The sequence below is a fragment of the Bacillus cereus group sp. BfR-BA-01331 genome (assembly GCF_022663915.1).
Classification (GTDB): domain Bacteria; phylum Bacillota; class Bacilli; order Bacillales; family Bacillaceae_G; genus Bacillus_A; species Bacillus_A mycoides.
The window spans coordinates 17148-43222 of the sequence record NZ_JAKUGJ010000011.1; the positions used below are offsets into that span (position 1 = coordinate 17148).

The window sequence follows — 26075 nt, forward strand, 5'->3', positions numbered from 1 at the left end:
AAAAGCGTACATATCATTTCATTATTTTTGGAAAATATCCAACTTCTTCACCATGAGCTAATAATTGCTGAATAAATTCTTTATTAATCGCTGGCACTACCAGTTCTTTTTTCTTAATCCATTCATTCGTTCTACGAGTACCCATTACAATTTCAGATTGCTGTGCTCCATCTCCTGCAACTTGAGAAGCAATTAGCTCTGCTATTACTTCATCTTCCTTCGCTAATATAAGCCCCATATTTATATATTGCGAGAGTGGAACCATTTCAAGATTGTATCCACATTCCTCAATTAGCTTTATAAAATGTTCAAATTCAATTTGATATGGGTGACAGATGTGTAACATTTCTCCAGCTATTTGTGAATCTTGTACATATGTTACAATCGATTTACTAGCAAAATCAATTGGTGTAAAATCAATTTTCCACTTTACATTCGGAGCTTGTCCAATAAGTAACATCGCTTTAATCAGACGATAAAATGCATTTCCTTCAATATTTTGTTGGAACCTTCCTGTTTTTGAATGACAAGCTAAGTTACCCCCACGATAAATATTTCCTCGTACACCATCTTTTATCGCTTCACGAACAAGGTTTTCTGCCTGTAGTTTACTATTAGAATACACATTCTCCAACACCACATCGTAGTTAAAATCACCTGTTTTTTCATATATATCCCATTGATCCATCGCTAATTCTATCGGAATACCAATTGTTGAAACAAAGTGGAATGTCGCTCCTTCTTCAGTTAACGCTAGCATACGACCCGTTCCTTGCACATTCACATTTTCAAACTGAGCCACATCTCCAAAATGTCTTACATCTGCACCACAATGAATTACAGTATCAACCTCGGAACGAATGACTTTAAATTCTTCCTCACTCATACCAAGATTCTCTGCCCCAAGATCACCAGGTACTGCTGTTATACGTTGTAGCCATTCTTTTTTTATATTTTCAAAGTAATTTGTTAATGTATTAACAATTCTTTGTTGTATATCTTGCGTTGGTCTTACTAAGCAATAAATATGTGCTGTTGTATCTTTTAGTAATTCATACAATATGTGAGAACCTAAATAACCAGTAGCTCCTGTTAAAAAGATATTTGAAACTTTACCGTTTTTCACTTCTTTTATATGTGAAATTGTTGCTGGCTCATGAATTACTTTATATTCACGGAATACGTCTTCTTCCTCTACTTTTAATTCCCTTTGAATTTGCGATAACCTATATATTGTGCGTTCCTGGAAAAAGTCTTGAATTGTTAAATGCGGGAAATCCTCTTTAAGCAAAGTTAAAACTCGTAATACCTTTAATGAATGCCCACCAACTGTAAAGAAGTCGTCATGGACACTAACTTTTGAGACACCTAATACATCAATCCAAGCTTTTGCTATTTTTTCTTCCGCTTCAGTAGATGGTGCGATATATTCTTGTGAACGAACTGGCTCATACTCTTCTTCCAGTTGTGCTAATCGCTTCACATCAACCTTTTTATTTGGTGTAAGTGGCAGTTCATTAATATAAATTAACTTAGATGGCACCATATAATCTGGTAATTGTTCTCTTAAATCGTGTATTAAGGTTTCCATAGCAACTTCATTAACAGTTGTATAGAAAGCAACTAAATAATGACTACCTTCTTCACTTTTCTTCGTAAATACAACGGCATCTTTTATCATTTCATATTTTGCAATTGTATTTTGGATTTCACCTAGTTCAATTCGGTGCCCTCTAATTTTCACTTGATTGTCTTTACGGTGTAGAAATTCAATATTTCCATCTTCCAATATTTTAACAACATCACCTGTTTTATATATCCTACTATCATAATTTAAGGGGTGTGGAATAAACACTTCTTCTGTTTTCTCTGGCTTATTAAAGTAACCTTTCGCGATACCTACTGATTCTATATATAATTCTCCTGGAATACCAATTGGACAAACTTTCATATTGTCATTTAATATCCAAACTTTATAATTATCCGCTGGCTTCCCAATTGGAATACTAGCAAATTTATCATTTAACTCCGCTGGAATTGGATAAGTAGTTGTTGTAATTGTACATTCTGTCGGACCATATGCATTATTCAATTGAACATGAGTACCAATTCTCTGTCGCCATAATTTCACTACTTCAGCAGTAAGCATTTCTCCACCAACTGCAATTCTCTTTAATGAATCCAACTTATATTTACTTTCATCTGGAAGGTATGTTGCTACTTGTTGTAAGAAAATTGTAGCTAATCCTAAAATAGATGTTGCCTTTTCTTTATAAATTGCATTTGCAAAAGCATCGACTGAAAGTCTTTGCTCATCTAATAAAACATATACATTTCCACCACAGAATAATGAAGCAAATAACTCCCAAATAGACGCATCGAAACTAAATGATGGAAACTGTGCAAAAACATCTTCTTCAGTTAATCCATAATGTCTTTGCATCCATGTACATAAATTAACTACCCCGCGGTGCGCAAGCATTGTTCCTTTCGGGTTTCCTGTAGAACCTGATGTGTAGATCATATATGCAATATCATCAAGATGAATTAACAATTTCACATCTGCATCTGAAAACTTTTCAATATTATAAAGAGACAACTCTCGAATGCCTTCATACGGAATTTTTGTTTCTTTTGTTAGCACTAATTTCGATTGGCTATCCTCAATAATATACTGCACCCGATTGGCAGGATAATCTGGATCGATTGGAATATACGCAGCGCCTGCTTTTAAAACCGCTAATAAACTTACTACTGTATCAATACTTCGTTTCATGAAGATACCAACATAATCACCTTGCTTCACTCCATTATGTAATAACATATGAGCGATTTGATTACTCCTTTTATTTAGTTGTTCATATGTTAATGTTCCTTCTACTGAAGACAAGGCTATACGATTTGAAAACTTTGTTACTGTTTCATAAAACATATCGGAAATACTCTTATTCGGATATGGTACTTCTGTATGATTTATCTCTTTATATATTGCTAACTCTTCTTCTGGAATAATATCCATAGATACAATACATTGCTTCTCGTTTGTAATTCCTTGCTGTAATACATACTCAATTTGCTCTATATAACGAGTCGCTGTTTTTTCTTCCAATTGCATTTTATTATAAGAAACCTCAAAGTAATTATTCTTTAATTCAATAAAGTTCAACTGACTATTTCTATTCTCTTTTCCTACTGTAACTGCAGGTTTCCCCCATTTCCCCTCATCATATTGTAATAATACCTTTTGTACTTCTTCCATGTTTTCTAACTGCACAATTTGATCATTAATTTCTACTTTTAGCTCTTCATAAGAAAGTTCCTCTGAAATCGTAATACATAACGGATAACTACTCTGTTCCATATAATGAGGAATCACTATACATTTTTCATTACTAACATGATGCAACCATACAAAAGTAGCGACTATTATATCTAACTTACTATGTTCGATCGCTTGTATATCCTTAATTTTCATCTGCTTATATTCGTTTACTTGAAAATCCTTCGGTATCATAAGTGGTTCATAATTTTGTTGCAAAAATTGTTCATATCTCTCCACATATGAACGTTTTAAGAAAATACTCATACTGAATCCTCTCGCTCTCCATAAAATAAAGTGAAACTTTAATCAGTAGGGGTGTTCATCCCCCACTGATTAAAGTTTCACTTCTAACATCCTTAAATTTAGATATTAGACTGTTAATTAAAGAAATAAAGGTGCAGATTATATCTACACCTTATATTTTTTATTAACTTTTAAATTCTCCAATCAACTCTTGTAGCTCCTGTGAAAGCCAACTTAAAGATGTAGCTAATTCTGCAATATCTTGTACTGATATTTCTTGCTCCTTCATACTTTCTTCAACATTACTACTGCTATTCGCATAAGTATTCGCGATATGTGATAATTCATTTACGACTTGAACGATATTCTGGCTATTTTGTAAAATATCACCTGAGTTGCTAGAAACAGCCCTAACTTGATCTGTAACAGACTGTGCTGACTTTGAAATTTTCTCGAAGAACGCACCACTACTTTGAACAAGAGTAATTCCAGATTCTACTTCTTTTGAACCTTTCTGCATTGAAACTACAGCCTCTTCTGTTTCAGTCTGCGTTTCACTAATTAATTTCGCTATATCTTTCGCTGACGTTTCAGTTTGTTCTGCTAATTTGCGCACTTCATCAGCAACAACTGCAAACCCTCTTCCAGCTGCTCCAGCACGTGAAGCTTCAATAGAAGCATTTAAGGCTAATAAATTTGTTTGATTTGAAATACCTGTAATTACAGTTACAATATCACTAATTTCTTTTGACCTTGTTTCTAACGAATAGATGATAGAAGATAAATCTTGTACTGCATTTTGGATTAAACTCATTTGATTAATAATTTGTCCAATGACTTCATTACCTTCAATTGAATGTTGCTCCATACCTTCTGAAGCAACTGCAACTTGTTTCGCAGCCCCAGTTATCTCTTCTACCTTATTTTCCATTCCATGTACAATTCCTAGGCATTGTTGTACTGAAGTTTCTTGAGATTGCGCTCCTACTCTTAAACCTTCAATAGAACTTGCAATCTCTTGAACTGCCATACTGTTTTCCTCTGTACTTGCCGACAATTCTTGTGAAGAAGAAGAAACTTGCTCAGCAGTCTGTCTTACTTTATCTATAATCCCTTTAAATTTATCAATCGTATTATTGAAATATACATTAATAATTCCAATATCATCTGGTCTTTCTTTTAATTTAATACTTAAATCACCTTCACCAATCTTACGTAATCCCTCTCGTAAATCTTTTAATGGAGCTAACGAGTGACGTACGATAAAGAATTGAGTAATAGTTGCCATTGCTAATGAAATAATAATAAAGAGTATACCCTGTATCACAAAATCCTTCTTTGTACTAGGAACGATAGAAGCATCTAAGTCAGCCGCAACAATTGCAACAATATTGTTTTCTCCATCTGTAATTGGCTCTAATATTGTCACCCACGAACCTAATTCATCTTCATATACTTCTGTCATCTGAGCCTTTTTCGTATCCATCACTTTATCGTATGCATTCATCCAATGAGCGGGTTGTTCATAATAATCTCCCGGCTTTACAGGGACTGCATTTGTTAACTCTGTAGTCAAACCAACGAGTTGTAACTCTCGCTTTTCATTCGCTTTTGCTCCTGTAACATACGTTTGTCCAACACTTTTCAATTCTTTTGACACTTCATCTAATTGCCCTGTTAACTTTTCTTTTTTCACTCTTTCGGCTGTAGGGTCTTTCGTCATGTCTCTAACTAATTCTACATCCAGTTTTTTTAGCACTATCTCTCCCGTTTCAATAGACTGTCTTTCAAATAAAGACATCATACTATTTTGAAACATGTTGAAGCTTAATGCACCCATACTTCCAACAAGCGTCAAAATAACTAAGACAGTTAATAAGACGTTCTTTTGAAGAAATGATAACTTATGCCAATACTTTTTCACTAATATTCACCTTCCTTAATTATCAAAATTAAAAACAAAAAAACAAAATATACGAATATTTTGTTTGAAAATGATTCTCACTATGTTCGAGAATAAAAAAAGACCAATGAAAAGAGCATTGGTCAAGACCAACCCTATCCGTCCGGTAACTGGCTAGCGTAGCCTTTCGACCTTAGCTCCTGTAGTTTTGCGTCCTAATGTTTCCATCAGTTTGCCTTTCTCGCTGAACGAGTTGAACGATATGGGAGTTCTATGAGAATTAAATTATTCTCTATCAAAGATTACAACATAAAAATTAAAATGTCCACCCATTTGTACATATAAATATAAAGTTTTAACGGATTATTTTTTCGAAATAATTTAACAAAGTACGTGAATGTTACATTTCTTGTGTTATATAATAAAAAATGTATATAGAATAAGGATTATTACGGATGTTTATTTAATTTTCATTCAAATTAAATTATTCAAACATATCTTAACTTACGAATTTCGGAGGTAGTTTATCATGTTTTGGCTACAATTTCTTACGTTACTAATCTGCATTTTTATTGGTGCACGCCTGGGCGGAGTTGGTCTAGGAGTAATGGGTGGCGTTGGTATGGCAATACTTGTTTTCGTCTTCCACTTACAACCTACAGCTCCTCCTATTGATGTAATGCTTATGATTTTAGCAGTAATTACAGCTGCCGGTGCTTTGCAAGCTGCTGGAGGAATGGATTACCTTGTCTACCTTGCTGAGAAAGCATTACGAAAAAATCCAAAGCGTATTACATTTTTTGCTCCTATTGTTACTTATTTATTCACGCTATGCGCGGGAACTGGTCATGTCGCTTATTCTGTACTTCCCGTTATCGCCGAAGTATCTCGCGAATCAGGAATTAGACCTGAACGACCAATGTCAATTGCCGTTATCGCTTCCCAGCAGGCAATTACAGCTAGTCCAATATCGGCTGCAACAGTTGCGCTTTTAGCAATGTTAGCCGACTATAAAATCACCTTGTTAGATATTTTAAAAGTCAGTATCCCTTCTACTTTTATTGCTTGTATGGTAGCTGCATTCGTTGCTAGTAAAATGGGAAAAGAATTAAATGAAGACCCTGAATACTTGAAGCGATTAAAAGAGGGAATGATCCCTAAACTTGAAGAGAAAAAAGAATTTTCGGGTGTAAAAGGCGCTAAATTATCAGTTATCCTTTTCCTAGTAGGAACTTTCCTTGTCGTACTTCTTGGTTCATTTGAAGCCCTTCGTCCGGGATGGATGGTTGACGGAAAGTTAGCTCGTCTTTCCATGCCAAACACAATTGAAATGGTCATGTTAACCATTGCTGCTCTTATTATTATTTTCTGTAAACCAAATGTGGAAAGCATTGTAACTGGTAACGTCTTTAAAGCAGGCGCAACAGCAGTTGTTGCTATTTTTGGTATTGCTTGGATGGGAGATACTTTCTTCAACGGAAACTTAAATATAATTCAAGGATCAATTCAACACTTAGTGACAAGTGCACCATGGTTATTTGCTATTGCACTATTCATTCTATCTATTTTACTGTATAGCCAAGCAGCAACAGTTCGTGCTTTAGTGCCACTTGGACTATCACTTGGTATTCCACCGGCATTACTTATTGCGATGTTCCCTGCAGTAAATGGATATTTCTTCATTCCAAACTACGGGACAATCGTTGCTGCAATTAACTTTGACCGTACTGGTACAACAGGAATTGGTAAATATGTTTTAAATCATAGCTTTATGATTCCGGGCCTGATCGCAACCTTTACTTCTATTGGAATTGGAATGCTCTTAATTTCAATTATGTTTTAAAGAAAAAGCACAAACCTTTATTTAAAAAGGTTTGTGCTTTTTTAATCAAACGTTTGTTTAAACTTTTTTGGCAGTCTATTCCTCCATATAGCATTTAAAATATTACATGGGCTTTTTCTACAAACTCTTATTTACTTCCTCAACTAATTTCTTCGTACTTTCATACGCAGATTCCGCTAAGCTAATCGCTGAAATAACTGAAACACCATCCGCACCCGCTTCTATAACAGAAGCTGTATTTTCAATTGTAATCCCACCAATCCCAACGATCGGTATTGTAATCTCTTGTTCCCTAAAATACTTTAGACCTTTCGTTCCTTGAACCGCTTTTGTATCTTTTTTCGTACTCGTCGGAAAAATTGGACCAACTCCTAAATAATCGGCTCCATTTTCAATCGCCCAGCGTGCTTCTTCAATTGTATGTGTAGATACTCCAATAATTTTATCTCTCATTTTTTTACGAACAGATGTAATTCCTTCATCATCTTGTCCAACATGCACGCCATCTGCATCTAACTCGAGGGCTAGTTCCACATCATCATTTACGATGAATGGTACATCGTACTCCTTGCAAAGCGCTTGCAGTTCTTTCGCAAAATCAATACGTTTCTCTCCCGTTAAAGCCCCTTTCCCCTTTTCACGAAATTGAAAAATTGTTATACCGCCTTCAAGTGCATCTCTCAATACTTGTAGTGGCTCCTTCGTACAATTGTTACTTCCCATAATAAAATATACTCGTAATAACCTAGACATTTCATCCATTGTAATGCGCGACATCTAGTTCCCCTCCTTACTGTATAACCTCAATCTTTCCATACTTCTCAATATCATCTGAAGTTGTATTCGCTAACTGATTTAAAAATTCAATTTGAAAGCTTCCTGGTCCATTCTCTACTGTTTTCGAAGCCGCTATTTCTGCTGCTACTCCATAGAATGTTAATGCGGCTACTGCTGCCTTTACATAATCCTTTTCTACCGCTACAAATGCTCCTATTACAGAAGTTAGTAAACAACCTGTTCCAGTAACTTTCGTTAAAATAGGATGGCCATTTCGAATAAGAATACTTCGCTCTCCATCTGTAACAACATCTTCTTCTCCAGTAATTACCGCAACTGTATTTAATTCATCCGCTGCCTGTTTTGCAATATTTACAACATTACCGTTTCCAGTACCAGCATCTACACCTTTAATTTCCCATTTTTCATTAATAACGTTAGCTATTTCAGCTGCATTTCCGCGAATAACAGCTAAATCGATTTCAGCTGGAATATATCTCGCGACTTCTGTTCGATAAGAAGTTGCTCCTGCCCCAACTGGATCAAACAATACTGGTACATCATTCGTATTTGCTGATTTACCAGCAAGTAACATCGCTTCTACCTCTTCAGGACGAAGTGTACCCATATTTAAAACAAGGGCTCCCGCAATGCTAGCCATTTCTGCTACTTCTTCTTTTGCATACGCCATTACAGGTGATGCTCCTAATGCTAACAAACCGTTTGCTGTAAAATTTGTTACAACAACATTTGTAATATTATGCACGAGTGGATTAGACTCTCTCACCAAATCCACTACTTTACTAATTTCTTTCATATTCATCCTTTTCATCTCCTAACTTTAATGATGGGAGATACACAAAAAGGCACTTTGCGCGTACGCAAAGTGCCTGAACATGTGCTTTTACACTCTCCCTACGCTGGCATTATCCAACAGGTTCAAATGGTCAATGACGGATTAGTCATACTCTCAGTTTGCATCCACAAACTCCCATGTGTTTATTATTCATCTACTTCAAAGTCTACTCTTATTCTAGTAAAATAACAAGTTCTTTACTTTTATAAAATGATAGAGATCATAACTCTCCTGGTTCAACCATTCTTCGCCTTTATATAAGTAAAACTCTCACACGTATATTTCACCACAAATAACTCAAACCGTCAGCAAGACTGAATAGAACAAAGATGTATGCTATATTTAACGTATGGAAATTTGAAAGGATGTTTTTAAACATGGCAAAAAGTATTGTAATTGCTGAAAAACCTTCTGTTGCACGTGATATCGCACGTGTACTGAAATGTGATAAAAAAGGGAACGGCTATCTTGAAGGTAGTAAATATATTGTTACTTGGGCTTTAGGTCATCTCGTTACATTAGCTGATCCAGAAAGCTATGATGTGAAATATAAACAGTGGAATTTAGAAGATTTACCAATGCTACCGGAGCGTTTAAAACTAACCGTTATTAAACAAACAGGGAAACAGTTTAACGCTGTAAAAAGTCAGCTTCTTAGAAAAGATGTAAATGAAATCATTATAGCTACTGACGCCGGTCGTGAGGGAGAGTTGGTCGCACGCTGGATTATCGATAAAGTTAAAATGCAGAAACCGATTAAACGTCTATGGATTTCATCTGTTACCGATAAAGCAATTAAAGATGGCTTCGCAAATTTAAAACCAGGAAAAGCATATGACAATCTATACGCTTCAGCTGTCGCACGTTCAGAGGCTGACTGGTATATCGGACTTAATGCGACTCGAGCATTAACTACTCGCTTTAATGCCCAACTAAATTGTGGTCGTGTTCAAACACCTACTGTAGCCATGATTGCAAGCCGTGAAGATGAAATCAAACATTTCAAAGCTCAAACTTACTATGGTATCGAAGCTCAAACAGCTGAGAGATTAAAGCTAACTTGGCAAGATACAAAAGGAAATAGCCGTAGCTTTAATAAAGAAAAAACTGATGCAATCGTGAACAAAATTAGTAAACAAAATGCTACTGTTGTAGACATTGATAAAAAACAAAAGAAATCGTTCGCTCCTGGTCTTTACGATTTAACTGAACTACAACGTGATGCGAATAAAATATTTGGTTACTCTGCGAAAGAAACATTAAACATTATGCAAAAATTATATGAACAGCATAAAGTTTTAACGTACCCTCGTACAGATTCACGCTATATTTCATCTGATATTGTCGGAACACTTCCAGAGCGTCTGAAGGCTTGCGGAGTTGGAGAATACCGTCCTTTAGCACATAAAGTATTGCAGAAACCTGTAAAATCTAATAAATCATTTGTTGATGATAGTAAAGTAAGTGATCATCACGCAATTATTCCAACAGAGAGCTATGTAAACTTCTCAGCTTTCACAGATAAAGAACGTAAAATTTATGACTTAGTTGTAAAACGTTTCTTAGCTGTTTTATTCCCGGCCTTTGAATATGAACAACTAACATTGCGCACGAAAATTGGTGACGAAACGTTCATCGCACGCGGAAAAACGATTTTACATGCTGGTTGGAAAGAGGTTTATGCAAATCGGTTTGAAGATGATGATGCAAGCGATGATGTAAAAGAACAAATCTTACCTCGCATCGAAAAAGGCGATACATTAAACATAAAACTAATTGTCCAAACATCAGGTCAAACGAAAGCACCTGCACGCTTTAATGAAGCAACATTACTTTCAGCAATGGAAAACCCAACAAAATACATGGATACGCAAAACAAACAACTTGCTGACACGTTAAAGTCAACTGGTGGATTAGGTACTGTAGCAACGCGTGCTGATATTATCGACAAGTTATTCAATTCGTTCTTGCTTGAAAAACGTGGTAAAGATATTCATATTACTTCAAAAGGCCGTCAGTTACTTGATTTAGTGCCAGAAGAACTGAAATCTCCTACACTAACTGGTGAATGGGAGCAAAAGTTAGAAGCTATCGCTAAAGGAAAATTAAAGAAAGAATTATTCATTTCAGAAATGAAGAACTATACGAAAGAAATTGTTGCTGAAATTAAATCGAGTGATAAAAAATATAAACATGACAACATTTCAACGAAGTCTTGTCCAGACTGTGGTAAACCAATGTTAGAAGTAAACGGTAAAAAAGGTAAAATGCTTGTATGCCAAGATCGCGAATGTGGTCACCGTAAAAATGTATCCCGCACTACAAACGCACGCTGTCCTCAGTGTAAAAAGAAACTAGAACTTCGTGGTGAAGGAGCGGGCCAAATTTTCGCATGTAAATGTGGCTATCGTGAGAAACTTTCTACATTCCAAGAGAGACGTAAAAAAGAATCCGGCAGCAAAGCTGATAAACGTGACGTCCAAAAATATATGAAACAACAGAACAAAGAAGAAGAACCATTAAACAATCCATTCGCAGAAGCATTAAAGAAATTAAAATTTGATTAAACAAAAAGGTTCCTACCACTATCGGTAGGAACCTTTTTATTAATGAATGATTTTACTTCCTTTTGCATTCTCAACGAATTTTTCACTTGATTTGTTAATTGGTGTTTTCAGTAATAACGCAGCAACAATCATAACTACTACGAAAACACTTAACACAAGTAAATCTCTAGTTACTATATCCCAAAGCATTCCGCCAACTGTTTCACGAATTGCACTAATTGCATATGTGAATGGTAAGAACGGATAAATCGCTTGGAAGAACGGTGGTGTCATTTGAATTGGGAATGTTCCGCCTGATCCTGCTACTTGCAGTACAAGTAAAATGATCGCCATCGATTTCCCAACGTTTCCGAAAATAGAAACGAGTGAGTATACGATACAAACAAAGACTCCCCCAATAAATAAACTAAATAACACAAACCAGAACTTATCGACTACGTACGTACCGAGTAAGAATATATCTCCCATTGATACGATAAACGCTTGTGAAAGACCTATCGTTAAGAATGTTAATAAACGTCCGAAGTAAACTTCATGGCTCTTATAATTCGCGCCCTCTTCGTGTACTTCTACCGTTAATAATGAAACCATTAATAATGCGCCTACCCATAATGCAAGCACTGTATAGAATGGTGACATTGCTGAACCGTAGTTCGGCATTGCAAATAATTTATTCTCTTTTAAATTTACTGGATTTGCAAAGTAGTCACTTTGCTTTTCAACATCATTCTTTAATAAGCGTATGATGTCTTTTATATCCTCTTCAGATTCAAAATCACGAATTTTATCTGCTAATTCTTTAATCTTTTTCTCAGTCTCCGGCATTTCAGCTTTAATGTCTGCAATTTTCTTTTGACCATCTACTAAGCCTTTTGATGAATCTTCTAGTAATTTTTTAACATCTGGAAGCTTTTTGTCTGCATCATTTAAAATTTGAGTTGTATTTTTCGACATCTCTTTTGTACGAGCAATTGCTGTATTAAAGTTCGGAACAATTTCTGAATCATACGTTGCTAAGAAATCTCCTAATTGAGCTGAAGCATTTTTAGTTGCTTCATTAATACTTTCTACAACCTCTTTTGTAGGCTTCTGTCCATTGTTAATTAGTGTAGTTGCCTTATTCGTTGCATCTATACCTTTTTGAACAGTATTTTGTGCTTTATTTAATTTTGCAATTCCATTATTAAGGTTTTTGTCACTATTTACATCTGCTAATACCTTATTTGTGCTTTCTAGAACCGGAATCGCATCACCAATTAGATTCTTAGTAGCTTGTAATTGACCATTTAAATCGTTTAAAGCTACTTTTGTGCTATCTAATCCATTAACACCTCTATTATTTACGTCTGCTATAACACCTTCAAAAGTATTTTTTGCCTTATCATATTCATTTTTCACAGTATCGTATGTTTCATTTGCATCAGCTTTCGCTTGATCAACTGTGCTAACTGCTTTTTTATAATCTGCTACAAATGTTTCATTATAATCTTTTTCAGCTTGATCAATTAATCCATTTGCTGCATCTAATTTTTGATTTGCTGCATCTGTTACATCTTTCTTTACTTCTTGTCCTGTGCCAATAACATTTACAATATCTTTAATACCGTTGTTTGCATTTTCCATTTTGCCTTTAAGACTAGTTAAGCGATCCACTCGCCCTTGGAAGAAGCTTTGACCAAAATCAGTCGTCGCTGATTTTTGAAGTTCAGTAAATACATTAATAAGATACACAATACTATCCGTACGACCTTGAAGATTCTCAGAAACCGCATTAAGATCTTGCTTTGCCTTTTCTGGATCGAACTGGCCATTTTGTAATCCGTTTACAACACTTTTCCCGTATGATGTTCCTGCACGCGCCGAGTTTAAAACATTATTCACTGTTTGATTAAGATTTCTTGCAATATTTTTATAACCTTCATCATTCAACTTTGAAAGATCCGGACGCGCTGGAAACTCAGGTAATCCCTTCATACCAGAAAGGTCTACCCCTGGGTTCATTAAAAAGTTCGTAACAGCATTTGCTTTATCCATTACATCTTTTGCTACAGTTAAATTATTTCTCATTGTCCCAGGAGCATTTTGCAATGTTTGATCGTTGTTTGCAAAGAATTTATCTAAATTCCCTAACGCTTCTTGACCATCATTAATAACACTTTCTACAACTGGCAGCTCTTTTTGCGCTACTTTCACAACATCTTCTGCTCGAGTCGCATCATCTAACGCCTTATCCATAAGTGTATTCATTTCTGGGAACTGCGCTTCTAATTTAAATACAAGATCTTTTACTTTTTCGATGCTTGGTAAGTTTGTTTCTAAATCGATTCCAAGGTCATTGAAGATTTTAAAAATCTCACCGTTTGCTGTTTTAACAAAGTTTTTACTAACCTCTTCTGTAAGACCCGATGCACCTTTAGCTGTAATTTTCGGTGCAATCGCATTTACTTTTTCATTTACATAGTAATCAAGTTCTGGTTTCTGTGGATTTTCATTCAAGACCGTTGCAATCTTTTCAGAAAAATCTTTTGGAATAGTAATACTTGCGGAATAATCTCCACGCTCTACTCCATAAATTGCTTGCTTTTCATCAACAAACTTCCACCCGAAATTTTTGTTCTTCTTAAGTGAATCTACAATTTCTTCCCCGATGTTAATATCTTTCCCTCTTAAATTTGATCCAACATCTTGGTTAGAAACTGCAATTTGGATTCCTTTCGTATTTCCGTAAGGATCCCAAGAAGCTTTAATGTTAAACCATGCATATAACGATGGTAAAATCATTAACCCTAAAACAATAACAATTGCAGCCCAATGTTTGGCTACATTCCGTAAATCTGTCTTATAAATACGCCAAATTTGTTTCATAAAAGTTATCACCTAATTATATATTTTTCCTTCTTTAGAAAATGATACATACATTTTGTAATTATATCACTTTCTACATCGTGGATTAAACGAAAACATACTATTTTTCCCATTAAATATTTCACTTACTTCATTATATAACGAAGTAAAAAAAGTATGCATACAAAATGACCGAATTAGTTTTACATTCAATAATAACAAATATATAGGAAATGTCATAAAAAATACAAGTATTTTCTCTTGGGAATACTTGTATTTATCAAAAAACCCTCCCAGCTTTTCATTATCTGTGAGGGTTTCTTCTATTATATATCTAATTGTACTTCTACACCGAAATGGTCAGAAATTACATTTCGATTTGTTCCATTAAAAATGACTTTTGAAGAAGTAACTGTTTTACTTTGATTGCTTAATATTAGGTCGATTCGTAAGTTTTGTTTATTTTCATCCCAACCAGCAATCTCTCCTTGGACAGTTGTTCCTTCATCCTTCTCTATCGCTAGTTCATATGTGTCATATAAACCTTTTTGCATCATATACTCATAACCCTCTCCTTCTAAACGAGCATTGTTATTAAAATCACCCATTAAGAAGGAAAGTTCATTGCTATTTACACGCTCCATTAAACGATCAACTTGGTCTTGGAATGATTCTTCTTCATCATTCCACCAACCGAGATGGCAAGAATAAAACGTTATATTCTTATCATTATAAGCAATTGTTGTACTTACAATTTTGCGTGTTTTCCAATACGTTGTATCCTTATTTTCTGAGACAAAGAACGTATCTTCCTTTACAATGTTGTGCTTTGTTATAATTGCTAATCCTTCTTCGTACACATCATATCCAATATGAGAGAAATCCCAAATAATATTGTATTCTTTTACATTTAATGCTCTTAACTCTTCTAGCAGTAAAAGTCCAAAATTATCTTTTTTCTTGTTACCGCATACATTTTCAGCTTGTATAGACTGACTTACTTCTTGCAATGCGATCACATCATAATCTTCTTCTTGAATTGCTTTAGCAAGATACTTTATTTTTTCAATTTGATTCTCTTCTTGCCAAGAGTGACAATTTAAAGTTAGCAATTTCATATTATTACGCACCTAACATATCTTGAATATCTGACTTTAATACGTCAGCTTTCGGGCCATATACTGCTTGTACACCTTTATCTTTTACAATAAGTCCTAAAGCACCATTTTGTTTCCATTTTGCTTCTGGTGCAACGGCATCTAAATCTTTTACTGTTACACGTAAACGTGTCATACAAGCATCTACGTCAGCAATATTATCTTTTCCGCCCAATAAATCAATAACTTTTGTTGCTAATGAACCATCTTGTACATTTCCTGTTCCTTCTGTTGACTCATCTTCATTATCAATATAGTTTCCTGCACGCCCTGGCGTTGGTAAATTGAATTTTTTAATTAAGAAGTTGAATAACGTAAAGTTAAGGCCGAAGAACACTAATGAAACAATGACAAAGTTGATTAAATCTCTCGTTAAACCTGCATTGATCATCATTGGTGTACGAGTAATTAACTCAATAAATCCAAATGCATGAACACGTAAATTAATTAAATCCGCTAATGCGAATGCAAGTCCTGTTGTAATCGCATACACAACATATAATACTGGTGCAATAAACATGAACATGAATTCAATTGGTTCTGTTACACCTGTTAAGAATACTGCTAATGCAGCTGATAAGAACATTGGTTTATATTTTGCACGTTTTTCTTTATCAACATTACGGAACATCGCAAACGCAATCCCCATTAACGCTGCCGTTGAGCCGATAACTTGTCCAGCTTTGAAACGAGCTGGTACAACGTTATTTAATAAATCGTTATATGCTTTCGTATCTCCATTTGCTAATAAGTTATTTAAATCTGTAATCCATGCAAGCCATAACGGATCTTGTCCCGCTACAATTTGTCCAACCTTTGAGCCAGTTAACATCGTATATGTTCCACCTAGCTCTGTGTAGTTCATCGGAATCGTTAACATATGATGTAATCCAAATGGTAATAATAAACGTTCTAACGTTCCATATACAAACGGTGCAATAACTGGTGCACTATCTTTAGATGCTGCAATCCAGCGACCAAATTCATTTAATCCACTTTGGATAAATGGCCATACAAGTGATAATACAATCGCAGTGACTGTAGACCAAACAATTACAACGAATGGTACAAATCGTTTTCCATTAAAGAATGCTAGTGCCTGTGGCAGTTTATTATAATTGTAGTATTTGTTATATAAAGTAGCTCCTAAGAAACCTGTAATAATCCCTACGAACACTCCCATGTTTAATGCTGGTGCACCAAGTACAGAAGTGAAATAATCTTTTACAAGTAAATCACCTGCTAATGATGAAGAAACTGTCGCTTTTGAATCCGCTAACATTTGAGCGTTTACGCCAAAGATAGCTCCTGTAATTCTGTTTGTTAAGACGAATGCTAACAGTGCTGCAAATGCACCACCTGCACGATCCTTCGCCCAAGATCCTCCAATTGCTACTGCAAATAAGATGTGTAGATTTGTAATAATTGCCCAACCGATGTCTTCCATTACTCGAGCAATTGTATGAACTGCGTTAATATCCCCAGCAGACATCCCAATTAACTTGCCGATCGAAATCATTAAACCAGCTGCTGGCATTACAGCTACAACCACTAATAATGCTTTCCCGAACTTTTGCCAAAAATCAAAAGACGTAATTTTCATCTGTTCTTCCTCCCCTTTATTTATAACAACATAATGATTTAAATTATAATTTCTGTTTCTCTTATGAAAACGATTCCTTATGTTACTTTTTTCTCTTTACGCAACCGTTTTCATAAATCTATTTTAATAAAAGCGTTTTCACATTGCAATAGAAATTTATTTTTTTTCATAAAAAAAGATGCTCAAGGAGCATCCTTTTTCATTATGAAATGCGATAAACCCTTGTTTCATAAGGTTTCAACGTGATTGTAGTTATTTTTTCATGTTCCGCAACTTCATAGTTATTTAAAAGCAAACGTTTGCGTTCTAATGCGAATAAACTCTCATTATACACAGCTTCCTCTTTTGAAATATTACTAATTACAATGACTTTTTCATCCTGTAGCGTACGTGTATATGCATAAATTTGTGGATCGTCTTCTAAAAGTAAATCGTACGTACCGTAGTTCAGTACATCGTGCTCTTTTTTCAAGGCAATCATTTTCTTATAGAAATTGAAAATAGACTTTTCTTCATTTTTTTGCTTTTCAACATTAATTTCTTTGTAATTTGGATTCATGCTAAACCAAGGTGTACTTGTTGTGAAGCCAGCATTCATTTCATCATTCCACTGCATAGGTGTACGTGAATTATCGCGGCAAGAAGCCCATATAATTTCCATCATATCTTGATGTGATACGCCCTCTGCAATTTTCTCTCGATATAAATTTTTAATTGCTACATCATCGTAATCTTCAATATTTGGTAACTGAACATTTGTCATACCAATTTCTTGTCCTTGATAAATAAACGGTGTACCGTGCATAAAGAAATACATCGCTCCTAGAGCTGTTGCACTTTCACGCCAATATTGTTTATCATCTCCCCACGTTGAAACGATACGTGGCTTATCGTGATTCTCGATGTATAAAGCGTTCCATCCTTTATTTTCTAATCCTTTTTGCCATTTCGTTAATACTTTTTTCAATCCTACAACATCAAGGTCTTTCTTCTTTTCTGCATCCCATAAGCTTAAATGTTCAAACTGGAATACCATATTGAATTTACCTTGTTCTTCTCCAACCCAAAGCTCAGCATCTTCAATCTTAACGCCATTTGCTTCACCAACAGTCATAATATCGTACTTAGAGAATGTGTTTTCTTTTAACTCTTCTAATAAAGGTTGAATACCGTCCACATTCATATGTTTATCAAAAGATGGTACATATTTTAATTCTTTTGGATTTGGCATATCCTTGAGGCCATCTTCTTTTTTAATATGACTAATTGCATCAACACGGAAACCATCAATCCCTTTATCAAGCCACCAATTAACTGTATCGTATAACACTTCACGAACTTCTTTATTCTCCCAGTTCAAATCTGGTTGTTTACGCGAGAATAAATGTAAATAATATTGTTCTGTTACTTCATCATACTCCCATGCAGAACCATTAAAAATACTTTCCCAATTGTTTGGTTCCGCCCCGTCTTTCCCATCCTGCCAAATATACCAATCACGCTTCGGATTGTCTTTAGAAGAACTTGATTCAATAAACCATGGATGTTCATCACTTGTATGATTAATAACTAAATCAATAATAAGCTTCATGTCACGCTTATGAACTTCATCTAGTAGCATATCAAAATCTTCCATCGTACCAAATTCATCCATAATATCTTGATAGTCACTAATATCATAACCATTATCGTCATTAGGTGATTTATACATTGGACAAATCCAAATTACATCTATACCTAAATCTTTTAAATAATCCAGCTTTGCAATAATCCCCTGTAAATCTCCAATACCATCACCATTTGAATCCATAAAGCTACGTGGATAAATTTGATAAGCAACTGCTTCTTTCCACCATGTTTTCTTCATAATAACTCTCTCCTTTTGCATCTCGATTTTTTATGCAAACGTTTTCGTAACACTATCATAACAAAATATGGAGAGTTTGCAACTGTTTTCATTGAACTCTATGTAGTTTCCTTATTCTTATGCCTTATTTATTTCTCACAAAGATAAAGTGAAACTTTAATCATTAAGGAGGTGTCCATTCCCCGCTGATTATTAGCCCTTACCAATCGAGCTTTTACGAGCAGCCCTATCTTCTTTGCTTCAGCCCGATTGTCTTACTTCTCGCAAATAACGGGATAAATCTAACCCTTCTCTTCTTCTCGTCCATGCGTGTTAAATACACTCTTCATATACTAATACAAGCTCATATTATTTCAGAAAGGAGATATAAATTGAAACAAACAAAATTAACTGGTCGTATCATCGTTCCCTCTGATCCTGGGTATGACATAGCCCGAATAAATTTAAATTTAAGCATTCCAAAATTTCCTTGTATTATTGTTTTTTGTCAAAATAAAAATGATGTGTGTAATGCCTTAAAATGGGCACGTGAGCGTCATATACCATTTCGCTTAAGAAGTGGACGACATAGCTACGAAAATTTCTCTCTTTTAAATGGCGGGCTTATTATTGATGTGAGTGAAATGAAGCAAATTACGGTTAGTACAGGAAAATTAACAGCAACAATTGAAGCGGGTGCACATCTTGGCACTGTGTATAAAGAACTTTGGAAATACGGTGTTACAATACCAGCTGGCACAAGTGCAAGTGTCGGAATTGTGGGGCTAACACTCGGCGGTGGCATTGGCATGCTTTCACGCTTATTTGGACTAACATGTGATCAATTAGTAGAAGTCGAAATGGTACAAGCGTGCGGGAAATTTGGTGCAAAAATCATTCGTGCAAATGAACAAGAAAACCCTAACCTATTTTGGGCATGCCGTGGCGGTGGTGGTGGAAATTTCGGAATTGTTACTTCCTTAACCTTTCGAGTCCACCCTATTAAAAACGTATCAATTTTCTCACTTACATGGGAATGGAAAGACTTTATTGCTGCATTTCAAACTTGGCAAAACTGGGCACCTTATATAGATGAGCGTCTCACTTCATCAATTGAATTATTCTCTAAACAACGAAATAAAATCGAGGTGAAAGGTGAATTTGTCGGCTCTCCTTCTGAACTCTATCATCTATTATCTCCTCTTCTTGAAACTGGTAATCCTTCTCTCTTTATAGATGAAGTCCCGTATATAAAGGCTGTTCAATTCTTTAATAGCGGCAATATTCCTGAAAAATTCAAACGTTCTGGTTCCTACGTATATAAACCTATCCCTCTTAAAGGTATTCAAATCTTACGATATTTTCTTTCTCATGCACCAAATAAAGATGCGAGTATTTGGCACCAATCACTCGTAGGTGCTGTAGAAAACATTTCACCTAATGAAACAGCTTATTTCCACCGCAAGGCAATTATTGCTCAAGAATATATTACTTCTTGGAAATGCAACGATGAAGAAAATCGAAATATACGCTGGGTTAAAGATTTACGGGAAAGCTTAGATCCTTACACACTAGGAGACTATGTCAATTGGCCCGATATCGACATAAAAAATTGGCAAACTAGTTATTATGGCTCTAATTTTCAAAGGTTGCGTAAAGTGAAGACAGCATATGACCCTTGTAATGTTTTTCGTTTTCAACAAAGTATCCCACCCTTTCATACGTAAAAAAGGGGATAAAATAAAAAACCATCCAATATGCCGTTACCTCACAGCATGTTGGATGATTCAAGTTGATTTTCTATATCTTTTCAAATTATTGCTCCTACTCATAAACTTTCAATTACGGATTAATTGTATTTCTCATCATTTTTATGCAATGAATGTAATTTAATATTTGGTACTTTATCTTTTTCAATACCGCTATTATAAGCAACAGGAATTTGAAATTCGAATTGTTTTGTCTCATGTTTTTGTAAATAGACTGGTTTCGGTACTGGATAACCTTTTGAATTCTCGTTTGCATTATCATATAAAACAACTTTTAATACCTGTGAATGATTACGATAATTTTTTAAAGTCACAATGCATTTTTGTTCGATACCCTCTCCATTTTTCTCCATTCTACACTGGCTATCTTCTTTTTTATATTCTATCGCCTCTACCCCTGTTTTTCCTGCGTAGTACCATGTTTTATTCAATGTATGGAGAATGTTATTTAAAATAAACGGCATCATTAAAATCAAAATACTAATGCCTACTACTTTTATCTTATTCATTGTTCTAAATGTACTAGATTTCTTTTTTACTAGCCATTTTACAAATAATATAAATGCGATTATATGTAGTACGAAAGAAACAATTAATATATTTGAAACTTTATAACCCATATAAATATATGTATATACCGGAACCTTATAGAAATTGAATAGTTTTTCCCCAATTAATTCATTATCGTTTGGAATTTTTAATAATAACAAAACCCCTATACTGTAACAAATAGCTACTAATCGATCATACTCAATTCGAACCATTCCTTCTCCCCTTCCTTTTGCTTTTTTATTATCGATTTTAGCTATTATTACCATAATATACAATCATTTTATAGAGGATAACGTAAAAAAGTTCCTTATAAATATATAAAGAACCTTATTAATATACAATGTGAATTAGAAAATCAATATGCAATTTTCACATAGAGACCTCCTCAAAATATGTTGGATTATGTATTGTAATTTTTTTATCCAGAATTGTAACAATACTATCGTTTTTTAATTGTTTTAATACGCCGCTAACCGTCTCTCGGGACGTCCCAGATATTTTTGATATTTCAATTGTTGTAAGTGGGCATGAAATTACAATCGTTTCGCCACTCTGTTCTCCTAAATCTTGCATTAAATAATTTAATGTTTGAATGACTCGATCTTGTGCATTAGGAATTGTAATATTTTGCACTCGATTTTCGTTTAGTTTTAATATTGATGATAATTGCTGAACAACGTACATTAATTGCGTCCTACTAGATTTCACCATATCTTCGAAAATTACTGTCGGAATATAATATACCTCTACATCTGTCATCGCTTCTGCCGTATAGTTATATCCTCTGTCTGTAAACATACCACCATAAGGAAAAATAGAATACCGCTTTACATAGTCATCATATAATAAATTTCCACTTTGATTTACCCGCTCTAACTTTACAAAACCATCTAACATGAAGTAAATTCTTTCTCTTGAATCCCCTTCTAAAAATAAAAATTGACCCTTTTTATAAGTTCGCCAATAGACAAACTCCGCCAAACCTTTCAATTTCTTTTCTGTTAAATGAGCAAATAATTCAAATTGTTTTAAGTCTTTAACTACGTTCCGTCTATTCATAAAATTCCCTCTCTCTTGCTGTATGTTGGAGCGAAAAATCAAGAAAGCGTATTCAAATTAAATTTTATCATAATTAACTTATATGTTAAGATTTCATCATGAAAACTTTATGAACAATGAGTACAAAAAATATTAATAAATAAAAAGAATGAAGTTACTAACTTCATTCTTTTTTTACTAATAAATAGCGCACACAATTATTTAAACATACATGCATACATTCTGTTTAGAAATAATAGTACCAGCTTTTTCTTCTAGTGCTTCATATACTTTTTCTAAAGACGTAATAATTGTTTTTCTTTTTGGATTTGTATTAACAAAATTAATAGCAGCTTCAATTTTTGGAAGCATACTTCCCGCAGCAAATTGTTTTTCCTCAATGTATTCTTCTAATTGATTCACTGTGACATGCTCTAATTTCTTTTGATTCAGTTGATTATAATTTACATACACATGATCAACTGTAGTTAAAATTACGAGCGTATCAGCATCTACTAATTCAGCTAATTTCTGCGCAGCGAAATCTTTATCGATAACCGCTTCAGTTCCTTTTAACCCTTCTTCGGAATCAATTACTGGAATTCCACCACCACCAACAGCTATCACTATATTTCCATCCTCAACTAAAGAATTAATTACTTTATGCTCATGAATACTTACAGGCTTCGGTGATGGAACAACACGTCTCCACCCTCTGCCAGCATCCTCTTTAAACACTGCTTTTGTTTCTTCCATTAATCTTCTTGCTTCTTCTTCCGTATAAAAAGGACCAATTGGTTTAGTTGGATTTTTAAATGCCTCATCTTTTTCATCCACGACAACGCGTGTTATAACCGTTGCTACGTCTTTTTTTATATTCCGTTTTTTCAATGCCTTTTCAATCGCATTTTCCATCCAATATCCAATCATCCCTTGGCTCATTGCACCACAAGTATCTAATGGCATTGCAGGTGTCTTTTCCGTTTCTGCAGCTTTTTGCTGTAATAAAATATTCCCCACTTGCGGGCCATTTCCGTGCGCAATTACTATATCTACATCATTTTCCATTATTTTCACAAGTTGTTCCGCTGTTTTTTCTAATGCTTCTTGCTGTGCCCCTGCAGTAGCTTTTCCAGACTGTATCGCATTTCCCCCTAGTGCAACTACAATTTTTCTTCGTGCCATATTTCAGCCCTCCAGTTAATTTCGCTTTCACAGCGCTTTATAAAGTAATACTGCCTGTAATTAATCCATAAATCGCAAAGAATGCTAAAGCACCAATTGCTACGGATGATGCTAATTCCACTCGAGTAAATATTTGCTTCGAACTCTTTTGCTTTTGAACATTGTAAAAAATAAAAATACCTGGCGCATATAAGGTCATTGTTAATAATAAATACTCTAAACCAGCTGCATAAACTAACCACACACCATAAATACTTGCTATCAAACCAATTATTATATTTTTATTTCGATCCAATTCTTCAGACTTTAAGCTATGCTTCAGTTGATAAAATGCTGAAAAAGCATATGGGATTAAAATAGCTGAAGATGCTAAAGAGAATGCAAAGTTATACGCCTGATCGGAAACGACGAATGTTAATAAGAACATTTGAATTAAGCCATTTGTTATCCATAATGAATTTATTGGAGCCTTATTTTTATTTTCTTTTGCAAACCATTTTGGAAATACTCCGTCTTTAGCCGCCAAATATGGAATTTCAGATGCGAGTAAAGTCCAGCCTAACCAAGCACCTAATACAGAGATGACTAAACCTAAATTAATAAAGATAGCCCCCCATTTTCCAACAACACTTTCAAATAAATAAGCCATAGACGGATTTTTCAAATTAGCAATATCTGCTTGCTGCATAAGTCCAAGAGACAGTAATGTAATTAAAATGTAAATGATGAGTGTACCAATTAAACCAATAACCGTTGCTTTCCCTACATCACTTCTAGTTTTTGCTCGACTAGATAAAACAACAGCCCCTTCTACCCCAATAAACACCCATAAAGTTACAAGCATTGTACTTTTAACTTGGCTGCCAACCGCTCCCCATGAAAAAGAACCAGTTTGTCCCCAAAATCCATCTAGAAACGTATCAATATGAAACGCGAAAATTCCTATAACAATAAATACAAATACAGGTACTAATTTTGCGATTGTAGTTACTAAATTCACAAGTGCTGCTGATTGAACTCCACGTAAAATTAACATGTGAACACACCATAATAATACGCTTGCACCAATAATGGATGCTACATTTTGACCGCCTTCAAAGATTGGGAAGAAATACCCTAATGAAGAAAACAATAATGTACCGTAAGCTACATTACCAAGCCAGGCAGATAGCCAATATCCCCACGCACTATTAAATCCCATGAAATTACCAAATCCTGCTTTTGCATAGCTAAAAATACCGCCATCTAAATCTGGCCGTTTTACAGTTAGATTTTGAAAAGATAATCCAAGCGCAATCATCCCAATTCCTGTTATAACCCAACCAATAATAATGGCTCCAGCACCAGCACCTTTTGCCATATCACTTGCTAAATTAAATGCTCCACCGCCAATCATAGACCCCACTACAAGCGCCGTTAATGTAAACAACCCTAATTTCTTATCTTCATCCATTCCACTCACCTCTCTTTAATTGCAATAACAATACGAAAGCCATAGTGAATGATAGTGTCTAAAGGAGGAGAAAGAAGAAAGAAAGACTCCCTTTCTTCTTTACTCCATATTTCCTAAAGTAGCAGCCATAACCGCTTTAATTGTATGCATTCTATTTTCAGCCTGATCAAATACTTTTGAATGTTTACTGCGGAATACTTCGTCAGTTACCTCCATTTCCCTCAACCCATATTTCTCATAAACTTCCTCACCATACATCGTTTCAACATCATGGAATGCGGGTAAACAATGTAAGAAAATCACATTTTCATTTCCTGTTTCTTTAATCATTTTCATATTTACTTGATAAGGTTTCAATAACTCGACACGTTCAGCAAATTTTTCTTCCTCACCCATAGACACCCATACATCTGTATAAATTACATCTGCATTCGCAACAGCTTCTTCCACATTACTTGTTATCATTACCTGTTCATTATATTTTTTTGCTAAATCAATTACTTCTTGCTCTGGCCATAAAGATTCCGGTGCACAAATACGTACATCCATTCCAACGATCGCTCCACCAACTAGTAAGCTATTAGCAACATTATTTCGTCCATCCCCAACGTAAACGAGCTTCACATTTTCTAATTTCCCTACATGTTCTCTAATTGTTAATAAATCTGCAAGTGTTTGTGTTGGATGCCACATATCTGTTAATCCATTCCAAACCGGCACACCAGAATTTTGTGCTAAAGATTCTACAGTTTCATGATTAAATCCACGAAACTCAATTCCGTCAAACATGCGTCCTAACACTTTTGCTGTATCCTCTACGGATTCTTTTTTCCCAAGCTGAATATCACCTTTCCCTAAATATTCAGGGTTCGCCCCCAAATCCGTACATGCTACTGTAAATGCACATCGCGTACGAGTAGAGGTTTTTTCAAATAATAGCGCTACATTTTTACCTTCTAAATAATGATGTGGGACACCGTTTTTCTTTTTCTCTTTTAATTCTGCTGCTAAATCTAGAAAATATAATAATTCTTCTTGTGTAAAATCTTTTTCAGCTAGAAAACTTCTTCCTTTTAAATTTGGTCTAGTCATTAACATACTTCATCCCTACTTTCTC

16 protein-coding genes and 2 riboswitches are annotated in these 26075 nt (G+C 34.8%); of the genes, 3 read left to right on the top strand and 13 right to left on the bottom strand.

The features are described from left to right. Positions 1–13 precede the first annotated feature (13 nt). Both MR155_RS19475 and MR155_RS19480 read right to left on the bottom strand, forming a co-directional pair. Positions 14–3586 carry a non-ribosomal peptide synthetase family protein gene (locus MR155_RS19475; RefSeq protein WP_277958721.1) on the bottom strand — a complete coding sequence of 1191 codons (3573 nt, stop codon included), beginning with the start codon at positions 3584–3586 and terminating at the stop codon, positions 14–16. 163 nt (positions 3587–3749) lie between these two features. Then, on the bottom strand, positions 3750–5489 hold the full coding sequence (locus tag MR155_RS19480) for a methyl-accepting chemotaxis protein (protein WP_219300383.1): 1740 nt from the start codon (positions 5487–5489) through the stop codon (positions 3750–3752). Between the two features lie 141 nt (positions 5490–5630). Next, positions 5631–5715, bottom strand: a riboswitch (cyclic di-GMP riboswitch). A 282-nt stretch (positions 5716–5997) separates the two neighbouring features. Between MR155_RS19480 and MR155_RS19485 the strand changes: the two genes are divergently transcribed. Beyond that, a complete protein-coding gene (locus tag MR155_RS19485) occupies positions 5998–7311 on the top strand; it encodes an anaerobic C4-dicarboxylate transporter family protein (protein WP_219300385.1) in 1314 nt (437 codons plus the stop codon). 117 nt (positions 7312–7428) lie between these two features. On the opposite strand, the gene thiE is transcribed toward MR155_RS19485, so the two are convergent. Further along, positions 7429–8088, bottom strand: a complete 660-nt coding sequence (gene thiE / locus MR155_RS19490; protein WP_219300387.1) for a thiamine phosphate synthase — start codon at positions 8086–8088, stop codon at positions 7429–7431. A 13-nt stretch (positions 8089–8101) separates the two neighbouring features. Next, positions 8102–8911: a hydroxyethylthiazole kinase gene (gene thiM / locus MR155_RS19495; RefSeq protein ID WP_219300389.1), complete on the bottom strand. Its 810-nt coding sequence runs from the start codon at positions 8909–8911 to the stop codon at positions 8102–8104. Between the two features lie 72 nt (positions 8912–8983). Beyond that, a riboswitch (TPP riboswitch) is annotated at positions 8984–9093 on the bottom strand. A 228-nt stretch (positions 9094–9321) separates the two neighbouring features. On the opposite strand from thiM, the gene topB reads away from it, so the two are divergent. Further along, entirely contained in the window at positions 9322–11511 is a 2190-nt protein-coding gene (gene topB / locus MR155_RS19500; protein ID WP_242310873.1) for a DNA topoisomerase III, read from the top strand. A gap of 39 nt (positions 11512–11550) precedes the next feature. Here topB and MR155_RS19505 read toward each other — a convergent pair whose 3' ends face one another. From MR155_RS19505 to MR155_RS19520, 4 genes are all read right to left on the bottom strand, one after another. Then, positions 11551–14376 carry a YhgE/Pip domain-containing protein gene (locus MR155_RS19505; RefSeq protein ID WP_242310874.1) on the bottom strand — a complete coding sequence of 942 codons (2826 nt, stop codon included), beginning with the start codon at positions 14374–14376 and terminating at the stop codon, positions 11551–11553. A gap of 305 nt (positions 14377–14681) precedes the next feature. Further along, positions 14682–15473 (bottom strand): endonuclease/exonuclease/phosphatase family protein, encoded by a 792-nt coding sequence (locus MR155_RS19510; RefSeq protein ID WP_242310875.1) that lies wholly within the window; start codon positions 15471–15473, stop codon positions 14682–14684. Between the two features lie 4 nt (positions 15474–15477). After that, positions 15478–17115, bottom strand: coding sequence for a PTS transporter subunit IIBC (locus tag MR155_RS19515; protein WP_242310876.1), 1638 nt, complete (start codon positions 17113–17115; stop codon positions 15478–15480). 202 nt (positions 17116–17317) lie between these two features. Beyond that, positions 17318–18982 carry a glycoside hydrolase family 13 protein gene (locus tag MR155_RS19520; RefSeq protein ID WP_242310877.1) on the bottom strand — a complete coding sequence of 555 codons (1665 nt, stop codon included), beginning with the start codon at positions 18980–18982 and terminating at the stop codon, positions 17318–17320. Positions 18983–19353: 371 nt separating this feature from the next. On the opposite strand from MR155_RS19520, the gene MR155_RS19525 reads away from it, so the two are divergent. Then, positions 19354–20688 (top strand): FAD-binding oxidoreductase, encoded by a 1335-nt coding sequence (locus MR155_RS19525; RefSeq protein ID WP_242310878.1) that lies wholly within the window; start codon positions 19354–19356, stop codon positions 20686–20688. Positions 20689–20810: 122 nt separating this feature from the next. Here the strand turns inward: MR155_RS19525 and MR155_RS19530 are convergent, their stop codons facing one another. From MR155_RS19530 to argF, 5 genes are all read right to left on the bottom strand, one after another. Then, complete coding sequence (locus MR155_RS19530) at positions 20811–21494, bottom strand: ABC transporter permease (RefSeq protein WP_242310879.1); 684 nt, start codon at positions 21492–21494, stop codon at positions 20811–20813. A gap of 157 nt (positions 21495–21651) precedes the next feature. Then, complete coding sequence (locus MR155_RS19535) at positions 21652–22341, bottom strand: Crp/Fnr family transcriptional regulator (RefSeq protein ID WP_088038295.1); 690 nt, start codon at positions 22339–22341, stop codon at positions 21652–21654. Between the two features lie 201 nt (positions 22342–22542). Then, positions 22543–23505, bottom strand: a complete 963-nt coding sequence (arcC, locus tag MR155_RS19540) for a carbamate kinase (RefSeq protein ID WP_242310880.1) — start codon at positions 23503–23505, stop codon at positions 22543–22545. Positions 23506–23542: 37 nt separating this feature from the next. Continuing rightward, complete coding sequence (arcD, locus tag MR155_RS19545; protein ID WP_242310881.1) at positions 23543–24958, bottom strand: arginine-ornithine antiporter; 1416 nt, start codon at positions 24956–24958, stop codon at positions 23543–23545. A gap of 99 nt (positions 24959–25057) precedes the next feature. Continuing rightward, positions 25058–26056, bottom strand: a complete 999-nt coding sequence (gene argF, locus MR155_RS19550) for an ornithine carbamoyltransferase (protein WP_088038293.1) — start codon at positions 26054–26056, stop codon at positions 25058–25060. Between the last annotated feature and the right edge of the window lie 19 nt (positions 26057–26075).